Origin of the sequence: Pseudoxanthomonas mexicana, from assembly GCF_001556105.1 — a bacterium.
In the GTDB taxonomy this organism is placed as follows: Bacteria; Pseudomonadota; Gammaproteobacteria; order Xanthomonadales; family Xanthomonadaceae; genus Pseudoxanthomonas_A; species Pseudoxanthomonas_A mexicana_A.
In genome coordinates this window covers 39,156-59,177 of sequence record NZ_LSIF01000065.1, presented here as the reverse complement: position 1 = coordinate 59,177, position 20,022 = coordinate 39,156, and the positions used below count along the sequence as shown (strand labels likewise).

At 67.0% G+C, this 20,022-nt stretch carries 21 protein-coding genes; 6 read left to right on the top strand and 15 right to left on the bottom strand.

The window, feature by feature from the left end; all coding sequences use genetic code 11:
• Positions 1 to 81 precede the first annotated feature (81 nt).
• The 14 genes from AX730_RS11890 to AX730_RS11825 all read right to left on the bottom strand — a co-directional run bounded on the left by AX730_RS11890 (position 82) and on the right by AX730_RS11825 (position 13,025).
• Entirely contained in the window at positions 82 to 291 is a 210-nt protein-coding gene (locus AX730_RS11890; protein ID WP_062356662.1) for a DUF4287 domain-containing protein, read from the bottom strand.
• A gap of 93 nt (positions 292 to 384) precedes the next feature.
• Entirely contained in the window at positions 385 to 672 is a 288-nt protein-coding gene (locus AX730_RS11885; protein ID WP_062356659.1) for a hypothetical protein, read from the bottom strand.
• Positions 669 to 1,091: a hypothetical protein gene (locus AX730_RS11880; protein WP_062356656.1), complete on the bottom strand. Its 423-nt coding sequence runs from the start codon at positions 1,089 to 1,091 to the stop codon at positions 669 to 671. The genes AX730_RS11885 and AX730_RS11880 overlap by 4 nt, the downstream gene beginning before the upstream one ends.
• 124 nt (positions 1,092 to 1,215) lie before the next feature.
• Positions 1,216 to 1,602 carry a hypothetical protein gene (locus AX730_RS11875; RefSeq protein ID WP_157074219.1) on the bottom strand — a complete coding sequence of 129 codons (387 nt, stop codon included), beginning with the start codon at positions 1,600 to 1,602 and terminating at the stop codon, positions 1,216 to 1,218.
• Positions 1,603 to 1,687: 85 nt separating this feature from the next.
• Entirely contained in the window at positions 1,688 to 2,095 is a 408-nt protein-coding gene (locus tag AX730_RS11870; protein WP_062356651.1) for a YbjQ family protein, read from the bottom strand.
• Between the two features lie 56 nt (positions 2,096 to 2,151).
• Positions 2,152 to 2,559, bottom strand: a complete 408-nt coding sequence (locus tag AX730_RS11865) for a DUF4259 domain-containing protein (protein ID WP_062356648.1) — start codon at positions 2,557 to 2,559, stop codon at positions 2,152 to 2,154.
• A 52-nt stretch (positions 2,560 to 2,611) separates the two neighbouring features.
• Entirely contained in the window at positions 2,612 to 2,965 is a 354-nt protein-coding gene (locus tag AX730_RS11860; RefSeq protein ID WP_062356645.1) for a hypothetical protein, read from the bottom strand.
• 83 nt (positions 2,966 to 3,048) lie between these two features.
• The gene (locus AX730_RS11855; protein ID WP_062356643.1) at positions 3,049 to 4,017 is read right to left on the bottom strand and encodes an aldo/keto reductase; all 969 of its coding nucleotides are present in this window, start codon (positions 4,015 to 4,017) and stop codon (positions 3,049 to 3,051) included.
• A 51-nt stretch (positions 4,018 to 4,068) separates the two neighbouring features.
• Entirely contained in the window at positions 4,069 to 5,325 is a 1,257-nt protein-coding gene (locus tag AX730_RS11850; protein ID WP_062356640.1) for a sensor domain-containing phosphodiesterase, read from the bottom strand.
• Between the two features lie 169 nt (positions 5,326 to 5,494).
• Positions 5,495 to 7,015 (bottom strand): exopolyphosphatase, encoded by a 1,521-nt coding sequence (ppx, locus tag AX730_RS11845; RefSeq protein WP_198147177.1) that lies wholly within the window; start codon positions 7,013 to 7,015, stop codon positions 5,495 to 5,497.
• A gap of 92 nt (positions 7,016 to 7,107) precedes the next feature.
• Entirely contained in the window at positions 7,108 to 9,195 is a 2,088-nt protein-coding gene (gene ppk1 / locus AX730_RS11840) for a polyphosphate kinase 1 (protein WP_062356633.1), read from the bottom strand.
• Positions 9,192 to 10,532: a phosphate regulon sensor histidine kinase PhoR gene (gene phoR, locus AX730_RS11835; protein ID WP_062356629.1), complete on the bottom strand. Its 1,341-nt coding sequence runs from the start codon at positions 10,530 to 10,532 to the stop codon at positions 9,192 to 9,194. The genes ppk1 and phoR overlap by 4 nt, the downstream gene beginning before the upstream one ends.
• 61 nt (positions 10,533 to 10,593) lie before the next feature.
• On the bottom strand, positions 10,594 to 11,283 hold the full coding sequence (gene phoB / locus AX730_RS11830) for a phosphate regulon transcriptional regulator PhoB (protein WP_062356626.1): 690 nt from the start codon (positions 11,281 to 11,283) through the stop codon (positions 10,594 to 10,596).
• A gap of 101 nt (positions 11,284 to 11,384) precedes the next feature.
• Complete coding sequence (locus AX730_RS11825) at positions 11,385 to 13,025, bottom strand: M48 family metalloprotease (RefSeq protein WP_062356623.1); 1,641 nt, start codon at positions 13,023 to 13,025, stop codon at positions 11,385 to 11,387.
• Positions 13,026 to 13,211: 186 nt separating this feature from the next.
• Here AX730_RS11825 and grxC point away from each other — a divergent pair, with 186 nt between their 5' ends.
• The 6 genes from grxC (at position 13,212) to AX730_RS11795 (ending at position 18,912) form a co-directional block, all read left to right on the top strand.
• Complete coding sequence (gene grxC, locus AX730_RS11820; protein ID WP_232310241.1) at positions 13,212 to 13,502, top strand: glutaredoxin 3; 291 nt, start codon at positions 13,212 to 13,214, stop codon at positions 13,500 to 13,502.
• Positions 13,503 to 13,558: 56 nt separating this feature from the next.
• The gene (locus AX730_RS11815) at positions 13,559 to 13,894 is read left to right on the top strand and encodes a carboxymuconolactone decarboxylase family protein (RefSeq protein WP_407071488.1); all 336 of its coding nucleotides are present in this window, start codon (positions 13,559 to 13,561) and stop codon (positions 13,892 to 13,894) included.
• 148 nt (positions 13,895 to 14,042) lie between these two features.
• Positions 14,043 to 15,050, top strand: a complete 1,008-nt coding sequence (locus AX730_RS11810) for an isocitrate dehydrogenase (RefSeq protein WP_062356614.1) — start codon at positions 14,043 to 14,045, stop codon at positions 15,048 to 15,050.
• A 130-nt stretch (positions 15,051 to 15,180) separates the two neighbouring features.
• Positions 15,181 to 16,506 carry a Na+/H+ antiporter NhaC family protein gene (locus tag AX730_RS11805; RefSeq protein ID WP_062356611.1) on the top strand — a complete coding sequence of 442 codons (1,326 nt, stop codon included), beginning with the start codon at positions 15,181 to 15,183 and terminating at the stop codon, positions 16,504 to 16,506.
• A gap of 313 nt (positions 16,507 to 16,819) precedes the next feature.
• On the top strand, positions 16,820 to 18,073 hold the full coding sequence (locus AX730_RS11800; protein ID WP_062356937.1) for an MFS transporter: 1,254 nt from the start codon (positions 16,820 to 16,822) through the stop codon (positions 18,071 to 18,073).
• A gap of 230 nt (positions 18,074 to 18,303) precedes the next feature.
• On the top strand, positions 18,304 to 18,912 hold the full coding sequence (locus tag AX730_RS11795) for a hypothetical protein (protein WP_062356609.1): 609 nt from the start codon (positions 18,304 to 18,306) through the stop codon (positions 18,910 to 18,912).
• A gap of 115 nt (positions 18,913 to 19,027) precedes the next feature.
• Here the strand turns inward: AX730_RS11795 and AX730_RS11790 are convergent, their stop codons facing one another.
• Positions 19,028 to 19,921 carry a hypothetical protein gene (locus AX730_RS11790; RefSeq protein ID WP_157074217.1) on the bottom strand — a complete coding sequence of 298 codons (894 nt, stop codon included), beginning with the start codon at positions 19,919 to 19,921 and terminating at the stop codon, positions 19,028 to 19,030.
• Between the last annotated feature and the right edge of the window lie 101 nt (positions 19,922 to 20,022).

The following is a 20,022-nucleotide window of genomic DNA, read 5'->3' as shown; positions in this document are numbered from 1 at the left end:
GTGACCGCCGGATGACGGCGCGGACGGCGACACGGTTCTGTTCATGCCCGCCAGTCGACGGCGGGCATCAGGCGCGAGGCATCAGCCGTTCTTGGCCCGCAGGTAGGCGACCAGCGCGTTTGCGTGGCCATGGCCCAGCTTGTACTCGGTCTTCAGGAAGGCGACCTGTTCCATGTGCTTAAGGTCCTTCACCGTGTCCAGCACGGCGAACCAGTGCGAGACCGGCTGGCCGTACGTTTTCTCGATGGACGGGAAGTAGGAGGCGGGGCCTTTGATCTTCTCTGCGCTCATGCGGAATTCCTGATGGGGCGACGCGGTGCGTCGCGTGTCGTGGTCAACGCGTCGTGCGCGCGGAGGGCGAACAGCGTCACCACAAGCATCCTGCTATGCGTTGAGCGTCAGCCAGCGCCACGCGGCCAGCATCGCCACCCACAACACCGCGCCCAGTACCAGCGAGACGGTCAGCAGCGTGCTGTCCCAGCGACGGGCGAACGCCAGCGACACCATCATCAGCGGCGCGAGCACATCCATCGCCAGTTCCAGTGGATGCCAGGCCTGCCACGGTGCTCCGATCATGACGCACACCACCGCGCAGGCGGCCGCACCCGTGCGGACCCACATCGGCACCGGCCCTGATCCGGACATCAACAGGCGGATGGCGTTGCGGCTCATGCCGGGCGACCTCCACGGGAAGCGAGTCGATGGCCCAGCCACGCCATCGGCAGGTAGGCGAGCACCAGGTCCACCACGGTGAACCACACCGGCGAGGGCAGCATGGCGACCGCGGCGATGCCGCCGATCAGGAAGCAGGCGCCGACCACCCAGGCTGGTCCGGACGTGCGCCCCGGCGTGGCCAACGTGGCAATGAGCGCGCCGACCAGCGTGCCGACCGCGTGGGCCAGGAAGGGGAACAGGAAATGCTTCGGCTCGAACAGCGGCATCGCCGCCTTCAGGCCTTCGGCCGTGGTGGTGTCGACCCCCGCCGGTGGCGGGATGACGTGGCCGCTGATCATGATCAGCGCCATGTTGGCGAAGCTGCCGACGACAACGCCGGCGATGACGGCCAGGATCAGACGGAACACACGCTTCACGACAACCTCCGGCAAGGATGCGAGGGACTGCCCGTCGGCGTGGGGCCGGCCGTGACTGGAGGCGACTATAGCCGGGCGGCGACCATCGCGCGCGATGGCAGAAGCGACGGAGGCGTCTTCGTCATCACCAGGCGAACCCTTCCTTCCAGTCGCTCGCCGGCAACCACGTGGTCTGGTCCGGCGATGCCGCATCGATGCCACCGGCCGCGACACTGCGCGCCACCATCGGTTCCAGATCCGAGAACCGTGTCGCGCGCGATCCGATCGCGGCACCGATCAGGTTGTTGTGGATGTCCATGGCATTGGCGCGTTTGCCGCGTCGCTCCATGACGTCGTTGACGAGGTGTACGGCACGTGGGTCCGAGGTGTAGGCCACCACGGCACTGGCCAGCGTGTGCCGGTAGGCATCCAGCGGGCCGTGCCGCCCGCCCGGCAATGGACTCTGCAGCACATGAGACCACGTGTAGGTCAGGACGCAGGCAGGATAGGCCGCGAGTGCAATCCCCACCATCGCGAGCCGTGCGAGTCTTGGGCACCTGCGCCTGCGTGCAGGCGTGGAAAGGATGGATCGCATGGCTGGCCGACGGGTTCCGGACTCAGGCGTCGTGCGGTTCCACGATCACCGCCGTGCCGTAGCACAGCACTTCGGTCAGGCCGGCCATCACGTCGGTAGCGTCGTAGCGCACCGCGATGATGGCGTTGCCGCCGAGCATGCGGGCGTGCTGCACCATGTCGAGGTAGGTCGCGCTGCGGGCCTGTTCGCACAATTCGGTGTAGATGGTGATGTTGCCGCCCAGCATGGTCTGCAGGCCGCCGAGGAAGTTGCCGATGATCGACCGCGACCGCACCGTGATGCCACGCACCAGGCCCAGGCTGCGGACGATCCTGTAACCCGGCAGTTCCATGGCGGTGGTGACCATTGCGTCGCCCAGTGCCGTTGCGGCAAGGCGCTGGCTTGCGGAGCTGGGGGAGTAGGCCGAAGAAGAGTTGTAGGGGTCTGCCATGGGGTCTCGTCGAGTCGCGCGTGGTGTGGGAGGAGTATCAGGACGACATCGTACGGTCAGGACTGCAACTGCTGCGCCAGGTCCGTCACCGTCGCCTGCCAATCCTTGAAATCGTCTGTCTCATCCCAGAGTTCCCTGAGCTCCGAATGCTCCGCGAGGATGCGTCGCAGGGCGTTGCCTGCCTGCTCACGCAACTCGTCGTCGACCGCGGGGCGGACGCGCGCCAGCCAGTCCGCCAGTCCTGCTTCCTGCTGCGCCGCCAGGCTGGAGCGTCCGCACGCAGCGGCCACGATTTCCGCCGCCACGATAGCCAGTTCCGCATCCGGCGCTTCCACGTACTCGGTGGACGTCAACACGTTGTCCAACACGTCGCGGATCAGCGACAGGTCGCCGCTGTCCAGCACGTCAATCATGAAGTCCGCCGCGTGGTCGTTCTCGAAAGATCCGATGCCCCAGGTGCCCATGTGTATTCTCAGTCCGGAATGCGACGCAACGCGTCTGCCGCGATCGTATGTCTCAACGTAGGCTGCGGGAGGCCTTGAAGCGATCCAGCAGGTCGAAGAACAGGACCATGGCCTCGCCGTCATCCTGCTCGGTACGGGTAATAGCGGCCTGCCAATGGAGTTGTCCGATATCCAGGATGCCCTCCGGGGTGGTCAGCGAATCCCGCTCGTCCTCATGTCCGGTCGACGTCCGCACGAAATCGGAAAAATGCATCAGGAAGAGCACGTCATGGTCATCGCGGATCCCGTGATCGATCAGGGCCGACTCGTATCCCTCGATGAAGGCGCACAGCGTGACGAACCCCGCCGGCTTCAAGTGCATGTCCGGGCGCCTCCTGACACGTTCAAGTACTTCGAAAAACGCCATGGCGTGCTCCTTGGTTGGCGAGACGGGGAAACAGGCATGAAAGGATGGTGATCGCACAGCGGCATGCAGCCGCTGGTCGTCCGTCACGGCACCCGAGTGCCTCGCGCTGCGGTAAACAACGCGTACCACTCCTCCCGGCTCAGCGTGACGCCATCCGCCGCGCAGCACGCCGCGAGCCTGACCGGATCGGTCGTCCCGACGATGGGCTGGATCCCGGCAGGGTGGCGCAGCAGCCAGGCGAGCTGGATGGCTTCGGGCGTGACGCCTTTCTCCTCCGCCAGCTGGTGCAGCAGTGCTGACGTCGCGCGGATCACCGGGTCGGCGAACTCCGACGTGGTGGCGAGCTTGCCGCCGGCCAGTGGTGACCATGCCTGCATGCGGAGATCGTGCAGGCGGCAGTAGTCCAGCGTGCCGGCCGCCGAGGCGTAGGCATGGCCGGTGGTGTTGGCGACCACGCCGTCGTCGATCAGGTGATGGTGCAGCAGGCTGACTTCCACCTGGTTGGCGACCAGAGGCTGGCGCACGTGGCGGCGCAACAACGCGATCTGGCCGGCGGTGTGGTTGCTGACGCCGAAGTGGCGGACTTTGCCAGCGGTGTGCAGCGTATCGAAGGCCTTCGCGACCTCTTCCGGTTCCACCAGTGCATCCGGGCGATGCAGCAGCAACACGTCCAGATGGCCCACGCCCAGCCGCGACAGGCTGCCCTCGACCGACGCGACGATATGCGCCTGGCTGAAGTCGTAGCGGCCCGGCGTGCCGGGCGGATCGTCGGCGAAGCGGATGCCGCACTTCGACTGCAGCACCATCCGCTCACGCAATCCGGGCGAAGCACGCAGCACGTCGCCGAACACCTGTTCCGACTTGCCGCGTGCGTAGATGTCGGCATGATCGAACAGGGTGATGCCGCCGGCCAGCGCGGTTTCGACCAGGCGCTGCGTCAGGCGGCGTTCGTCGGCGGTGACCGGCGTGGCATCCCACGCGCGGCTGAGCTGCATGCAGCCATAGGCGAGCCGCGAGACCGGCAGGCCGTCGGCGAGGAGATAGGTCTTCATCGTGCCGTCGCGTGAAAGAGGACGTGCATCATGGCAGAGCGCCGATGCAGGTCAGTAGCGTCGACGCTCGGCGGCCAGCCGTCGCGCCAGTGCATCGGCCTCGAGTGGACGCGCGAGGTGGTAGCCCTGTACGTCGTCGACGCCAAGCGCCTGCAACGCGGCCAGTTCCGTCGCCGTTTCCACGCCTTCGGCGACCACGTGCGACTGCGTCTGGCGGGCGAATTCGATCAACGCCGCCGCGAGTGCGCGACGCGGCGAATCGCTGTCGATGTCGCGGGTCAGACTGAGGTCCAGCTTGATGATGTCCGGCTGGATCGCCAGCACGTGGCGCATGCTGGCGTAGCCCGCGCCGGCATCGTCCACTGCGATCCGCACGCCGGACTCGCGCAGGGGCAGCAGCCGCTCGTTTAGCAGTTTGTAGTCGTCCACCAGCGAGTGTTCGGTGATCTCCAGCACCACGCGATGGGGGTCGAGATCATCGATGTAGCCGTCGATGCCGCCGCTGATGATGGTCTGCGGCGACACGTTCAAGGCCACGTAGAAGTCGCCAGTGGTCTGCCGCAGGCCATCGAGTGCGGAGAGGATGGCGTTGAGCTCCAGCCGCACCCCCAGGCCGATCTCGCGCGCTTCGGCGAACCAGACGTCCGGCGTGCGCCGTGGTTCCAGTTCGAAGCGCGACAGGCATTCCACGCCGACGATCCGTCGCGTGCTGCTGCGGTAGATCGGCTGGTACACGATGTGCGGCTGGCCGAGTTCCAGCACGGAGGTGATGCGGGCGACCTTCTCCTCGTGCGCCTGTACGGCGTCGAGGTCGCCGTCGATCTGGTAGGCCAGCAGGTCGGCGAAGGCGCGCATCATGTGCAGATCGCGCTGGCTCAGCGAGAGGTTGGATGCCAGGCTGAAACAGCAGAACGTGCCGTAGACGCGGCCGTCGCGCAGCTGGATGGGCACGCTGATGTGCGCGCCGATGGGGACGAGCTGCGTTTCCGGAATATGCTCGAGCGCGGGGATCGCCGCGGTGTCGGGGATCAGCTGCGGAATGCTGCCTTCGACCACCCGCATGCAGTAGCCGTCTTCAAGCGGGCTGGAGTCGCCGGCGCGTATCGGCGCACGGTCGAGTCGCGTGGCGACATGCCGGAAAATGCGATGACTGCCGTGGAATTCACTGACGAAGGCCACGTCCATGTCGAGGTGGCGGCGCACCGCCTGCAGCAGGCGGTCGACGTTGCGCGCGATCGCCACGGCTCCCGGCCCACCGTCGAGCCAGGCATCGGTCAATGCATCCTCACCCTTCTTGCTGTCGATCACGGGCTTCCTCCTGAATGCGCTCATGCGACGAATCGTCGGCACTCGGAGCAGCCCCCGCCGCAAGGACGGTCGGGGAGGATGGCGTGGGGCAAGTCGGGTAGACCACGCCGCAGATCCGGGGCAGGTCCGAGTGTAACCTCAAGTCACATTCGAGTGCGTGTCACCGAGGTCATGCCACGAACGGCTTGAATGCCACGCCCAGGCCCTGCATGTCCTCGGGTTCGCCGACCAGGTCGGAGCGCAGCAGCGGGCGGGAATCGATCCACTTCTTGCTGACCACCAGGTCCAGGCGGTCGCCGCTGGCGGTCGCATCGAGCTGCGGAATGGCTTCGGCGTCGTGAGAGCGGTGCAGCAGCACGGCGAGGCGCAGCAGCGCGGCCTTGCGTTTGGCGCTCAGCAGCAGGCGGTCGGGCAGGGCATCGAAGGCGGTCTTCGGTATGCCGCGACGGTGCGTGCGCACCAGCGCCGACAGCACCTGCTGTTCCTGCCGCGAGAAGCCTTCGATGTCGGAGTGCTCCAGCACGTAGGCGCCGTGCACGTGGTACTGGCTGTGCGCGATCACCAGGCCGATCTCGTGCAGGCGTGCGGCCCAGCCGAGCATGCGGGCGTCGTCGTCGTCCAGGCCCCAGCTTTCCTCGACCTGTTCGAACAGGCGCATCGCGGTCGCCTCCACGCGCGCGGCCTGGAACTCGTCGATGCCGTAGCGCTGCATCAGCGCCGCCGTGGACAGGTCGCGTGGATCGTTCTCGCTGCCGCGGCCCAGCATGTCGAACAGGATGCCTTCGCGCATCGCCGCCTTGCTGACCATCAGGCGTTGCAATCCCAGGGCTTCGAACGCGGCTTCAAGCACCAGCACGCCGCCGGCGATGATCGGGCGGCGATCGCTGGACAGGCCCGGCAGATCGATGTCTTCGATGCGGTCCGCCTGCAGCAGCTTCTCCCGCACCTGCGGCAAGGCCTCGGCGGTGACGGCCCCCTTGGTCAGCTTCATCGCGGCGCAGATTTCGCCGATGGCCTTGTTGGTGCCCGAGGAACCGATGGCTTCCTGCCAGCCGAGATTGCGGTACAGGCCGGCGAACTGCTGGAACTCCGCGCCGATCTCGGTGAGCGCTTCCTTCCAGCGCTTGCGCGACAGTTTGCCGCCGGGGAAGAAGCGGCGCGTGCTGGCGATGCAGCCGGCCTGCAGGCTTTCGCGTTCCAGCGTCTCGAAGCCGCGGCCGATGATGAACTCCGTCGATCCGCCACCGATGTCGATGACCAGGCGGCGCTGGCTCGACTTCGGTGGCTGCGCATGTGCCACGCCCAGATAGATCAGGCGGGCTTCCTCGCGGCCGGACACGACTTCGATCGGTTTGCCCAGCGCGGCTTCCGCGGCGGACAGGAAATCCTGCGGGTCGTGCAGTTGCCGCACGGTATTGGTGGCCAGCGCACGGACGCGCGTGGCGGGAATGTCGCGGATGCGTTGGCCGAACCGCGAGAGGCAGTCGAGGGCACGTTGTCGGGCGGCCGCGGACAGGCCGCCCTTGCTGTCCAGGCCATCGGCCATGCGCACGGTTTCGCGCAACCGGTCGACCACGCGCAGCTGCCCCAGCAGCGAGCGCGCGACGATCATGTGAAAACTGTTGGAACCCAGATCGATCGCGGCCAGCAGGTCCCCGTCCTGGAGCGGCGGGGAGGTGGGGGAGGTCAGGGGCGCCATGCAGTCAGTTTAGCCAAAGGGACTGCGTATTGCTGCAATCGGCCGGCAGCACGCAGCGCCACGTGCTGCGTCCATTGGTCGCATCACGCTTTCGCCAGCAGTGTGCCCTGTGCCGAGTGCGGCGTGTCGTCGCCGGGCGTCAGCTTGACGTAGCTGCCGTCCGACTGCAGTTCCCAGGCGTTGCAGTTGTCGTCGAGATAGTTCTGCAGCCCGTCCTTGAACACGCGCGCGGCGAGATGCTTGTCGAGGATCGGGAAGCAGGTCTCCACGCGATGCAGCAGGTTGCGTTCCAGCCAGTCGGCGCTCGCGCAGTAGAGTTCCGGCGAACCGCCGTTGCCGAACCAGTAGAGGCGACTGTGTTCCAGGAAGCGGCCGACGATCGAGCGCACCCGGATGTTGTCGGAGATGCCGGGCACGCCCGGACGCACGGCGCAGGCGCCGCGCACGATCAGGTCGATCTGCACGCCGGCCTGCGAGGCGGCATACAGGGCGCGGATGATGCGTGGTTCGTTGATCGCGTTGATCTTGATGATGATGCGCGCGGGCTTGCCGGCCTTGGCCAGCTTGGCTTCGCGCTCGATCTTCCTGATCAGGCCCGGATGCAGGGTGAAGGGCGATTGCAGCAGGCGCTTGAGCTTGGTGGTGGGCGCCAGGCCCGACAACTGCTGGAACAGCAGGTGCACGTCGTTGCCGATGTCGGCATCGGCGGTGAGCAGGCCGATGTCGGTGTAGGCCCGTGCGGTGCCGCTGTGGTAGTTGCCGGTGCCCAGATGCACGTAGCGACGCAGCTTGCGGCCTTCGCGGCGCACGATCAGCAGCATCTTGGCGTGGGTCTTGTAGCCCACCACGCCGTAGACGACCTGCGCGCCGGCTTCCTGCAGGCGGTCCGCCACGCCGAGGTTGGCGTCCTCGTCGAAGCGCGCACGCAGTTCCACCACCACGGTGACGTCCTTGCCGTTGCGGGCGGCCTGCACCAGCGCCTCGACGATCGCCGAGTCCTTCCCGGTGCGGTACAGCGTCTGCTTGATCGCCAGCACGTTGGGATCGACGGCGGCCTGCTTGATCAGGTCCAGCACGGCGGCGAAGGAATCGAACGGATGATGCAGCAGCACGTCGCGTTCGGCGACGCGTTCGAAGATCGCTTCCGGTTCGTGGTGGGGCGCGGGCGTGAATACCGGATACTTCAGTTCCGGGCGGTGCACCATGTCGTACACCTGCACCACACGGTTGAGGTTGACCGCGCCATCGATGCGGTACACCGCATTGTCCGGCAGCGCGAAGTTCTGCAGCAGCGTGCGCACGATCGGCTTCGGACAATCGTGGGCGATCTCCAGCCGTACCGCAGGCCGGTAACCGCGTCCCACCAGTTCGTCGCGCAGCGCCAGCGCCAGGTTCTCCACTTCCTCTTCGTCCACGATCAGCTCGGAGTTGCGGGTCACGCGGAACTGGTACGCGCCCTTGACCTCCATGCCGGGGAACAGTTCGTCGACGAACGCCGACAGCACCGAGGACAGGAAGACGAAATCGTGCTGGCCGCCGGCCACGCGCTGCGGCAGGTGGATGATGCGCGGCAGCGAGCGCGGTGCGCGCACGATGGCAAGGTGCCCCGCGCGCCCGAAGGCATCCTTGCCCTTCAACACCACCACGATGTTGAGCGACTTGTTGAGGATCTTGGGGAACGGGTGCGCGGGATCCAGGCCCAGCGGCGACAGTACCGGCATGATCTCGTTGCGGAAGTAGGCGCGCAGCCAGCGCGTCTGTCGCGCCGTCCAGCTGGCACGACTGAACACGCGCACGCCGACGTCGGCCAGGCTCGGCCGCAATACGTCGTTCCAGCACTTGTACTGGGCATCCACCAGCTCGGCGGCGCGGTCGTGGATGTGGTTGAGCACGGTCGACGGACTCAGCCCATCCGCACCCGGCGGCAGTCCGAAGTCGAGCGCATGGCGCACGGTGGCGGCGCGGATCTCGAAGAACTCGTCCAGGTTGGTGCAGGAGATGCACAGGAAGCGCAGCCGCTCCAGCAGCGGCACGGACGGATCCTGGGCCTGTGCCAGCACGCGGAAATTGAAGTCCAGCTGCGACAGTTCCCGGTTGAGGTAGAGCGTCGGATCGCGCAGCGCGTCTTCGCCGGTCGCGGGGATGGGCGTCGTGTCCAGTGCGGCGTTCATGCGGTCTGGCTATCCGTAGTGAGTGGGCTGAAAGCATCGAGGCGCGGTTCCACGCGCTCGGCACCGAAATGGATGGAGAACACGCTGCCCTGGCCGACCTCGCTCTCGATCTCGAGGCGGGCCTGGTGCAGGTTCAGCACGTGCTTGACGATCGACAGGCCCAGGCCGGTACCGCCGCTTTCGCGCGAGCGACTGGTGGACACACGGTAGAAGCGCTCGGTGATGCGTGGCAGATGCGACGTGGGAATGCCATACCCCGTGTCGCGCACGCTGAGCACCGCGCCATCGCCTTCGCGCGCGAAGCGCACCGTGATCGTGCCGCCGACCGGCGTGTAGCGCACCGCATTGCTGACCAGGTTGGAGAACGCGCTGTGCAGTTCCTTGTTGGAACCGGACAGGTCGAGGTTGGCTTCGTCCTGCATCACGATGGTGTGGCGGCGCTGGCTCAGCGCCTCGGCTTCGCGCCGCAGCGTGGCCAGCATCGGCACCATCGCCACGTTCTCGTCGGGCAGGCTGTCCTGTGCTTCCAGCCGCGACAGCGTCAGCAGGTCTTCCACCAGCTGGGTCATGCGCTGGGATTGCTTCTGCATCTCCGACAGCATCGGCGCCCAGTCCGGATACTCGGTGGGCTCCAGCATGTCGAGGTAGCCATGCACGACGGTCAGTGGCGTGCGCAGTTCGTGCGAGACGTTGGCGACGAAGTCGCGGCGCATCTGTTCCAGCCGCAGCATCTTGCTGACATCGCGCGCGACCAGCAGCCAGTACTCGTCCGAGTAGGGAATCAGCCGAAGGTTGAGGCGCAGGTGGGGATCGACCGGCGATGCGGCATCGGCCATCGGTTCGGCATTGCGGCCGGCGGCCAGCCAGTGCGACATCGGCAGCGGCTGCAGGCGGTCGCCGACGGGTGCGCCGATGTCGGCCGGGTACTGCAGGCCGAGCAGGCTGGTGGCGGCCTTGTTGAACCACTGCACGCGCTGGCTGTTGCGTTCCACCACCACCACCGCGTCTGGCAGGGCGGCCGCGGCGGCCCGGTAGGCGCGCAGCATGTCGAGCAGGCGGCGCTTGCGGGTGCGCATCTCGGCCTGGCCGCGGAACAGCAGGCGGTCCAGTTCGTTCCAGACACCCCGGCCTTGCGCAGGTTCCATGCGCTTGCGCGCGGTCAGCCGGAGCAGCACTTTCCGCAGCCGCCAGTAATGCCATGCCACGACGCCGAGCGCGGCAAGCGTGACCACCGGCCACACCTGCCCCAGCAGCAGGCCCGCGATGACCGCCGCCGCCAGGATCAGCGCCAGTTGGCCGAGCGTCTTGAACCAGGCGGTGCGGATGTCATGGGGCATGGATCGATTGTGTCAGATGTGTGTGACAGCCGGCGTTGGCGACCCTGTGCCCGCCGGCGGGTCACATCGCCGCGGAGAAGCGGTAGCCGGAGCCCCGCACGGTCTGCACCATGTTCTCCAGTGCGTGCGGTTCCAGTGTCTTGCGCAGGCGGCGGATGTGCACGTCGACGGTCCGTTCTTCCACGTAGACGCTGCCGCCCCAGACGTGGTCGAGCAGCTGCGTGCGCGAGTAGACACGTTCGGGATGGGTCATGAAGAAGTGCAGCAGGCGGTACTCGGTCGGGCCGATGGCCACCGGGGTGTCGCCGGCGAACACGCGGTGCGCGGCACCGTCGATGCGCAGGTTGCCGACAGCGACGCTGCCATCCTCGTCGTCGTCGCGCGAGCGGCGCATCACCGCACGGATGCGGGCCAGCAGTTCGCGGGCGGAGAACGGCTTGACCACGTAGTCGTCGACGCCCGCTTCCAGCCCACCGACGCGATCGTTCTCCTCGCCACGGGCGGTGAGCATGATGATCGGCACGTCGCGGGTCATGGCGTCCTTGCGCCAGCGGCGGGCCAGTTCGAGCCCGCTGGTGCCGGGCAGCATCCAGTCGAGCAGGATGAGGTCGGGAACGCGGTCGGCAATGGCGTTCTGGGCTTCGCGGGCGTCGCCGGCGTGGATCGGTTCGTACTCGCCCTTGCGCAGGGCGAACGCCACCATGTCACGGATGGCGGGCTCGTCGTCGACGATCAGGATGTGCTTCTGCACGCAGGATCCGGAGGGGAGGAGGGACCGTGCCAGTAGACGACAATTTTGTGACGTTTACATGACATGCCGTCGGAGTGTCACAACGACCGCCCGACCACCGGTCAGCGTCGCCCCACGTCGGGATCGCGGACGCCCTGGCGGCGCAGTTCCAGTACTTCCGGGGTGATCGTCGCGATGCGGGCGTCGACCCGGGCGCGGGTGTAGAAATCCAGGTCGCTCTGCTTCTTGAGATTCTGAAGCTGGATCAGTGCCTGCTCGGGCCGTCCGTTCAGATAGGCCGCTTCGGCATACGCCTCGCCGGCGCGGGACGCGTCGCCGGCCAGTTCGTTGGCCCGGGCGAAATGCTGCTGGAACACCGGGTCGTCGCCTGCACGTGCCATCAGTGGCCGCAGCACGACCTGCGCGCGCAGGCCGGCTTCGCGACCGCCCTGCTCGTTCAACACCTTGGCGTAGGTCAGGGCCACCGGGCGGTTTTGGGGGTAGCGCTGCATCAGCGCATCGAACCGGCGGTTGGCCGCCGCGGCGTTGCCGGTACGCGATTCGGCTTCACCCAGCGACAGCGCCACCCACAGATTGTCGTCGTGCTCGTCGACCAGGCGCTGGAGTTCGGTGAGCGCGGTGCGGGTATCGCCGCCCTGCAGGTGGGCGACCGCCAGGCCGTAGCGCTGCGGTCCGGTCAATGGTTTGCCGGCTTGGCGCCGCAGGGTTTCGTACTCATGCACGGCGGCGGAGGGCGTGCTGGCGCTGAGCGCACGCAGGCGCTCGCGAGCCCAGTCGAACTGGCCGCTGTCGCCTTGGCGGAGCGCCAGCGAGGGGAGGGTGACGGGAATCGGCAGCAACGGATTGTCGCTGGGGATTTCAGGCAGGGTGATGCCGGTGCGGTCGAAGCGTTCCACCCGCTCGCCCCCGGGCACGCTGGTGATCGCCGTGACCTGGTCGCCCCGCATCTGGTCGGCACGCTGGCGGGCTTCGCTGATGCGGGTGGTGGTGACGGGGTGGGTCTGAAGGTAGTCCGGAACCGATTCGCGCCCACTGCCGCGGGCGACGCGGGTGGCTTGCTGCAATTTGGCGAAGAAGCCGGCCATCGCGTCGATGTCGTAGCCCGCGCGGGACAGGGTGCGGATGCCGACGCGGTCGGCTTCGGACTCGTTGGAACGGGTGTAGTCGATCTGGCGCTGCTGCATCAGGCCCATCGCCGAGGCGACCGCCGCCTGCGAGGCGTCGCCACTGGATCTGCCGCCGGCCGCCTGGGCCAGGACGATGGCGCCCAGCATGCCGAGCAGGATCGGGATCTGGTCGCGCTGCGCCCGCTCGACGCCGCGCAGGACGTGCTGCTGGGTCACGTGGGCGATTTCGTGCGACAGCACCGCGGCCACTTCGTCCTCGCGGTCGGCCGTCAGCACCAGGCCGGCATTCATGCCGATATAGCCACCCAGCGTGGCGAAGGCGTTGATCTGCCGGTCGCGCATCATGAAGAAGGTATAGGCCTGCTGTGGATTGTCGCTGTCCGAGCCGAGCCGGCCGCCGACGCCCTGCAGCCAGTCCGTGACCATCGGATCCTCCAGCAGATAGCCGTAATTGCGCAGCTCGCGCAGCATCATCCCGCCGTACTGGGCCTGGCGTGCCGGCGTAAGCAGTTCGCCTGCGGAGGAGCCGATGTCCGGCAGACGACTCTCCTCCGAGGCCGCCAGCGGTGCCGCGAGGGTCAGGGTCAGGACGGTAGCGAGCAGCAAGGGACGCAATCGTGGCTCCGTGGCGGATAATGGGCGTCTTCATCAGGATGACCGGTCGTCGATCCGGGCGAGTGAATACGTGGTTAACCGGACCGATGGCGGTCCGCACTGTTCTGCCGCCTTGACTGGAAGCACACGACCGGCCCCCGATATTGCGTCAGACCGGCATCCGCCCCCTTCGTTCCGGAGATTCCCTTGAGCGACACCTCGCAGGGCGCCAGCGCGCCCGAGATCACGATCTACAGCACCGCCATCTGCCCGTACTGCGTGGCAGCCAAGAACTTCCTGAAGAGCAAGGGCCGGACCTGGACCGAGGTCCGGATCGACCTCGATCCGGCCGAGCGCGAAAAAATGATGGCCAAGGCCAATCGCACCAGCGTGCCGCAGATCTTCGTCGGCGAGGTGCACGTGGGCGGCTACGACGACATGATCGCGCTGCACCGCGCGGGCAAGCTGGACGCGCTGCTGGCCGGAGGTGCCGCGTGAGCGCCGCCGACGACAGCCAGGACCGGGTGAAGGCGTTCACCGAGTTCCGTCAGCGCATGAACAAGCGCATCCTCGACGAGCCCAACCAGGTCGTCCGCCGTTTCTTCGCGCTGGATACGCAGACGTACCAGGCAGGCGCGCTGGACGTGAAGACCAAGGAACTGCTGGGTCTGGTCGCCTCCATGGTCCTGCGCTGCGACGACTGCATCAGCTACCACGTCGCCCAGTGCAAGGAGGCCGGCGTGACGCGCGAGGAGTTCTTCGAGACCTTCTCGGTGGGCCTGGTGGTCGGTGGCTCCATCGTCATCCCGCACCTGCGACGGGCGGTGGACTTCCTCGATCAGCTGGAAGGCGGGCAGGCGGACACGCCGGCGGCGCACGATCACGGCTGACCTCCGCGGCCATGCCGTGAACCGCGTCTCAGACCATGGTCGATTTGGGGGCTTCCCGGCCGTTCGGGCATAATTGCAGGACAAATCTTCCTTTTCGCGCCCGTCGTGGCCCTGTCCGGCGCGCGCCCCTGTTCGGAAACCCCACTCAATGACCCAGACGATTACGGTCATCCGCGGCGACGGTATTGGCCCGGAGATCATGGACGCCACCCTGTACGTGCTGGACGCGCTGAAGGTCGGCCTGACCTATGAAGACGCCGACGCCGGCCTGGTCGCGCTGGAAAAGCACGGCGACCTGCTGCCGCAGGCCACGCTGGATTCGATCCGCAAGAACGGCGTGGCGCTGAAGAGCCCGCTGACCACGCCGGTGGGCGAGGGCTTCAGCTCGATCAACGTCGCGCTGCGCCGCCATTTCGACCTGTACGCCAACGTGCGCCCGGCCAAGTCGTTCCCGAACACCAAGTCGCGCTTCGCGGATGGCGTGGACCTGATCACCGTGCGCGAGAACACCGAAGGCGCCTACATCGGTGAAGGCCAGTCGATCTCGGAAGACGGCGAAACCGCGCTGCTGACGCAGAAGATCACCCGCAAGGGCTCCGACCGCATCGTGCGCTACGCCTACGACCTGGCCCGCAAGACCGGTCGCAAGAAGGTCACCATCGTCCACAAGGCGAACATCCTGAAGACCACCTCGGGCCTGTTCCTGAAGGTGGCGCGCGAAGTCGCCGCGCAGTACCCCGACATCGAGACCAACGAGATGATCGTGGACAACACCTGCATGCAACTTGTGATGCGTCCGGAGCAGTTCGACATCATCGTCACCACCAACCTGTTCGGCGACATCATTTCCGACCTGTGCGCCGGCCTCGTCGGCGGCCTGGGCCTGGCCCCGGGTGCCAACATCGGTGCCGACGCGGCGATCTTCGAGGCCGTCCACGGCTCTGCACCGGACATCGCCGGCAAGGGCGTGGCCAATCCGTGCGCGCTGCTGCTGGGCGCGGCGCAGATGCTCGACCACCTGGGCCAGCCGGACAAGGCCGAACGCCTGCGCGCGGCGATCATCGCCACGCTGGAAGCCAAGGATTCGCTGACCCCGGATCTGGGCGGCCAGGGCAACACCATGTCGTTCGCCAAGGCGATCGCCAGCCGCGTCTGAGCCTTTCGGCCGGGCGGGACAGCAACGGGACGCGCAGCGTCCCGTTTTTGTTTGCGTACGTCCCATCCATGAGGTTGGATGCGAGGCGAAGGGCACGCACAATCCGCGGCCCACGCAGAAGGCCCTGTTCATGTCCGTCCGCCCCAGTGCCCTCGCGCTGACTCCGCTGCTGCTGTTCCTGGCGCTGTTCTTCGGTGCCGGCCTGTACTACACCGGGCAGGGCGATGCGATGGGGTTCTACCGGCTGCATGCACCGGTGGCGATCCTGCCCGCCATTGCGCTGGGCCTGTGGATCGCGCATCGCGCGGGCGTCAAGGCGATGGACACGCTGCTGCAGGGCATCGGCGACAGCAACATCGTGCTGATGTGCCTGATCTTCCTGCTGGCGGGCGCGTTCGCGATGGTCACCAAGCAGATCGGTGCCGTGGATGCGGTGGTTTCGCTGGGCGTGGGCGCGCTGCCGCCGGCGCTGATCCTGCCCGGCCTGTTCCTGGTCGCCGGCTTCCTGTCGTTGGCGGTAGGCACGTCGATGGGCACGATCGCCGCGGTCACCCCGATCGCGCTGGGTGTATCGGATGCGGCGGGCATCGACCGTGCGCTGGTGGTGGGTGCGGTGATCGGTGGCGCGACCTTCGGCGACAACCTGTCCGTCATCTCGGACACGGCTATCGCCGCCGCCCGCACCCAGGGCTGCACGGTGCGCGAGAAATTCCGCGAGAACATCAAGATCGCTTTGCCCGCCGCGCTGCTGACGCTGGTACTGCTGGCGGTGGTAGGCGACGCATCCCCGGTGGAAGCCGCCGAACCGGCCTCGCCCTGGCTGGTGCTGCCGTACGTGCTGGTGCTGGCACTCGCCGTCAGTGGGCTCGATGTGCTGGTCGTGCTGACCATCGGTCTGGTGGTGGCCGGTGCGTTCGGATTCTTCTTCGGCCCGCAGGACTACGGGTTGCCGACCTTCACCGACGATATCTACGCCGGTTTCGAAGGCGTGGTGGAGATCACCCTGCTGGCGCTGTTCATCGGCGGTCTCGGTGCACTGATGAAGGCCAGCGGTGGCCTGCACTGGTTGGCGGGCCGGATTTCCCGCCTCGCCCGCGGCAGTACCGGTCGCCGCACCGGCGAGTGGTGCATCGCGGCGCTGGCGTCGTTGACGGATGTGTTCACCGCCAACAACACGGTCGCCATCCTGATCAGCGGCGGTGTTGCGCGCGATATCGCCGAACGCCATGACGTGCCGCCTGCGCGTGCCGCCAGCGTGCTCGACATCTTCGTCTGCATCGTCCAGAGCCTGCTGCCGTATGGCGCGCAGATCCTGCTCGCCGCCTCGCTCGCCGGGCTGTCGCCGCTCGCGCTGATGGGCAAGGTGCACTACTGCTGGCTGCTTGCCATCGTCACCGTGCTCTTCATGGTGTGGCCGTCGCGCCGGCCTCGACCGGCGAAAGCGGCAGGCGTCTGAAAAGAAGGTGGTTCCAACCCTGGCAGGACCAGGGCGAGCCGTAATTGCCGAACCGGCGTTGGCCTCGCAAGCCTGAAAAGCGAGGATTCGAGCTTTCCTTCCGGCGGGTGTCGCGGTAGCACGCCACACTTGCTGTAGATGGGAGCAGTCGGGGAAACGCCGCGAGACGGACACAGCCCGTTATGGACACGGCAAGCCGGCCGCAGGTGATCGTGTGGAGGCGAGCAGGCCTTCGGAGCACGCGGGACACATCGTCCTTGGGACTGCAACGTGCTGTCGCACGCCATCGCCGATAATGACGGGCATGGATTCCATGAAGACAACGTCGGCCGCGCCTGCATCGCTCTGGTCCGGCCGCGGCCTGGTGCTGCTCGGCATCGTGCTGTCCGCGTTCAACCTGCGCACGGCGGTCACGTCGCTGACGCCGCTGCTGGATACGCTGGGGGCCACGTTCGGGTTCGGTGCCACCATGACCGGCGTGTTCGGCATGCTGCCGACCGCGGCGTTCGCGCTGTTCGGCGTGGCGACGCCCGCGCTGGCGCACCGCATCGGCCTGGAGCGGACCGCGCTGCTGGCCATGCTGCTGGCGATGCTCGGCCTGCTGCTGCGCAGTGCGGCGGGCGATACGACGGCCTTGATGGCGGCTTCATTGACGGCGCTGGCTGGCATGGGCATCGGCAACATCGTGCTGCCGCCGCTGGTGAAGCGCTATTTCGCCGATCGCGTCGGTACGGTCAGCACGCTGTACATCACCGTGCTGCAGGCAGGCACCATCCTGCCGGCGCTGGTCGCGGTGCCGGTGATGGACGCCGCCGGCTGGCGCATTTCGCTTGGCCTGTGGGCGGTGTTCGCTGCCGCCGCTGCGGTGCCGTGGTGCCTGCTGCTGTGGCAGGAGCGAGCACACAAGAGCCCAATGGCCCGCGTGCACGACGCGGCAGTGACCGTCGATGACGAAGCGCCCGAACTGGCGACGCCGCGCCCCACAGGCCGTGCCTGGCGCTCGCCGGTGGCCTGGGGCATGGCGCTGATGTTCGGCATGACCTCGCTGGTGACGTATTCGATGTTCACGTGGCTGCCCAAGCTGCTGGTCGAAGCCGGCGGCACGCCCGCGCTCGGCGGCACGATGGTGGCGTTGTTCTCGGCGTTGGGGCTGGTGGCGTCGCTGACGATGCCGCAGATCGCGGTGCGCATGCGCAATCCCTTCATCGTGGTGGTGGTCTGCGCGGGCTTCTACGCCGCCGCGTTCGCCGGCCTGCTGTTGGCGCCGATGGCCGCACCGTGGTTGTGGGTGGCCCTGCTGGGACTCGGCCCCAGCACGTTCCCGCTGTCGCTGACGATGATCAACCTGCGCACGCGCACGCCGGAAGGCTCGGCCTCGCTGTCCGGCTTCATGCAGGGCGTGGGCTATACGCTGTCCTGCGCCGGGCCGCTGACCTTCGGCTTGCTGCACGAACACACGCATGGCTGGGCGCTGCCGATGGCGTTCCTGTCCGCCTGCATCGTGGTGCTGGTGATCGGTGGCTATCTCGCCTGCAAGCCGCGGTATCTGGAAGATACCTGGCACTGAACCGTAGGATGCGGAACAGGGTGGTTCGATCCATTCTGCACAGTTCGCGGCTTCACAGCGGTTACCACACTCCGGGAGGTCGCATGACAAGGCATTCCATGCGGATGAGTCGACAGGCGAGAGGATTTGCACGTGTGCCGGCCGTGAGCTGGCGTTGGCCCGGTGTCCTTCTGGCGGCCCTGTTGTCGGGATGCATCGACGGAGGCGGTGGAGCGGATCTCCACACGCCCGTGCGCTACGAACTGGCGGGCTACCGTTATGAAATTCCGCTCGCCTACCACTACGGCGAGGCTATCAAGCGACGTGGCCGGTGGCCAAATCCGAAAACGGAATTCTCGCGGGTCGGCGCGATTTCCATCACCGCGCTGTTGCCGGGCATCAGGCCCTACGACGACTCGGTCAGGGACGAGTTCGAGCGGCTGGGCTACGGCAACAAGATCCACCTCATGATCCGGCCGCCCGGTTCGCTGTACCCCATGGACGAGTGGCTGAGGCGGATGAACAGCACGGGCAGGCTGACGCCGCTCGCCAGTGAGCTCGACGGATTGACCCGCTACTGGGATAACCACACGGGACAGGACGAAAGCAAGGGAGACGATGTCTACATCAGGGAAGGGGAGGGATACTTCATGCTGCGTTGCCCACGGATGGTCGCGCCATCGCCGGCCTGCAGCGTGACCAGGACCGGGCGCGATGGTGTGGAGATCGACTACTCGTTCTCCACCCGGCACCTGATGTCGTGGCGACAGATCGACAGGGATGTCGACGCCAGGATCGACGAATTCAGGGCGACAAGGAACAAGCCCGTTCCTGCAAAACCACGGGACATCTCACCCTAGTCCGTAGCCCGTAGGATGGGTTGAGCCGAAGGCGATACCCATCATCATCGTGGCAGGTGAGCTGCTTGATGGGTATCGCTACGCTCAACCCATCCTACGAAGCCAGGTACAGCCTTCACCCCAGCTTGATCTCCAGCTTCGCCCGCATCTGCTGGCGGAACTTGGTCGCAAGCGCGGCGAAGCCCGCGCCCGTCGGGTGCATCTCGTCGAACCATTGATTGCTGTTGGTCAGCACGCCGCGCAGGTCGACGAAGTCGAACACCTTGCCGGTGGTGCGGTCGTCGCGCAGCGGGATCAATACGCGCTCGACGAAGCCGTCGATCAGCAGGCGGGCGAACTCGCGCTGTTGTTCGATCCGCGGCAGCACGTGCGCGACCTTGTTGCCGATCCACGGGCCCACGCCTTTCTTCAGCAGCGCGGCGGCGCCCAGGTTGCCGAGCGTCAGCTGTGCGGCGCGACCGAGTTCGCGCGGGTAGTCGTAGGTGTGCGCCAGGATCGGGGTGTGCGGGCGGATGGCCTGGAACGCGGTGATGAAGGCACGATAGCGTGCGAGTACCTCGTCGTAGCGACCGGTGTCGACCACGCGCTGGAAAGCGGCGGACGGACTCATCGGTGCAGCGCCGCGGAACGTGGTCTGCAGGAAGGTGTCGACGAAGTCGTTGCCGCCTGCGCTGACCAGCACCAGGTCGAACTCGAAGCCGCGGTACCACGTGGACAGGTCGCGGATGCCGCGCGCGGTGAACATGTCCACGGCCAGGTCGCCGCTGTCCTCGGTGCGGAAGAACAGGCCGCCGGCGCCGAACAGGGGCACGCCTTTCTTCTCATCCTTCGGCGCCGGGAACACCAGCCAGTCCAGCAGGTTCATCGCCAGCGGCGTGGAGAACCACGAATCGCCTTCGCAGAACACGATGGGCGTGGAAGCGAAGGCGGCGGGCTTGCGGGCGAGGGCGCGGTACAGCGTGCGGAACTCGCCGCGGCGGGTGGTCATCAATGACTGCGAAGCGGGCATCGCACGTCTCCTTTCAGGTGGCCCCTTCACGGGACCAACGCACAGGGCGGGTAGGGGCGGCCGCGGTCACCGTCGCGGTGTCGGGCGGGGCGTGACGCCGC

Coding starts and splice junctions, on each gene's coding strand:
- AX730_RS11890 (WP_062356662.1), bottom strand. CDS start 291: ATGAGCGCAGAGAAGATCAAAGGCCCCGCCTCCTACTTCCCGTCCATC.
- AX730_RS11885 (WP_062356659.1), bottom strand. CDS start 672: ATGAGCCGCAACGCCATCCGCCTGTTGATGTCCGGATCAGGGCCGGTG.
- AX730_RS11875 (WP_157074219.1), bottom strand. CDS start 1,602: ATGGTGGGGATTGCACTCGCGGCCTATCCTGCCTGCGTCCTGACCTAC.
- AX730_RS11870 (WP_062356651.1), bottom strand. CDS start 2,095: ATGGCAGACCCCTACAACTCTTCTTCGGCCTACTCCCCCAGCTCCGCA.
- AX730_RS11865 (WP_062356648.1), bottom strand. CDS start 2,559: ATGGGCACCTGGGGCATCGGATCTTTCGAGAACGACCACGCGGCGGAC.
- AX730_RS11860 (WP_062356645.1), bottom strand. CDS start 2,965: ATGGCGTTTTTCGAAGTACTTGAACGTGTCAGGAGGCGCCCGGACATG.
- AX730_RS11855 (WP_062356643.1), bottom strand. CDS start 4,017: ATGAAGACCTATCTCCTCGCCGACGGCCTGCCGGTCTCGCGGCTCGCC.
- ppk1 (WP_062356633.1), bottom strand. CDS start 9,195: ATGAACGCCGCACTGGACACGACGCCCATCCCCGCGACCGGCGAAGAC.
- phoR (WP_062356629.1), bottom strand. CDS start 10,532: ATGCCCCATGACATCCGCACCGCCTGGTTCAAGACGCTCGGCCAACTG.
- AX730_RS11815 (WP_407071488.1), top strand. CDS start 13,559: ATGAACAAGCGCATCCTCGACGAGCCCAACCAGGTCGTCCGCCGTTTC.
- AX730_RS11810 (WP_062356614.1), top strand. CDS start 14,043: ATGACCCAGACGATTACGGTCATCCGCGGCGACGGTATTGGCCCGGAG.
- AX730_RS11805 (WP_062356611.1), top strand. CDS start 15,181: ATGTCCGTCCGCCCCAGTGCCCTCGCGCTGACTCCGCTGCTGCTGTTC.
- AX730_RS11800 (WP_062356937.1), top strand. CDS start 16,820: ATGAAGACAACGTCGGCCGCGCCTGCATCGCTCTGGTCCGGCCGCGGC.
- AX730_RS11790 (WP_157074217.1), bottom strand. CDS start 19,921: ATGCCCGCTTCGCAGTCATTGATGACCACCCGCCGCGGCGAGTTCCGC.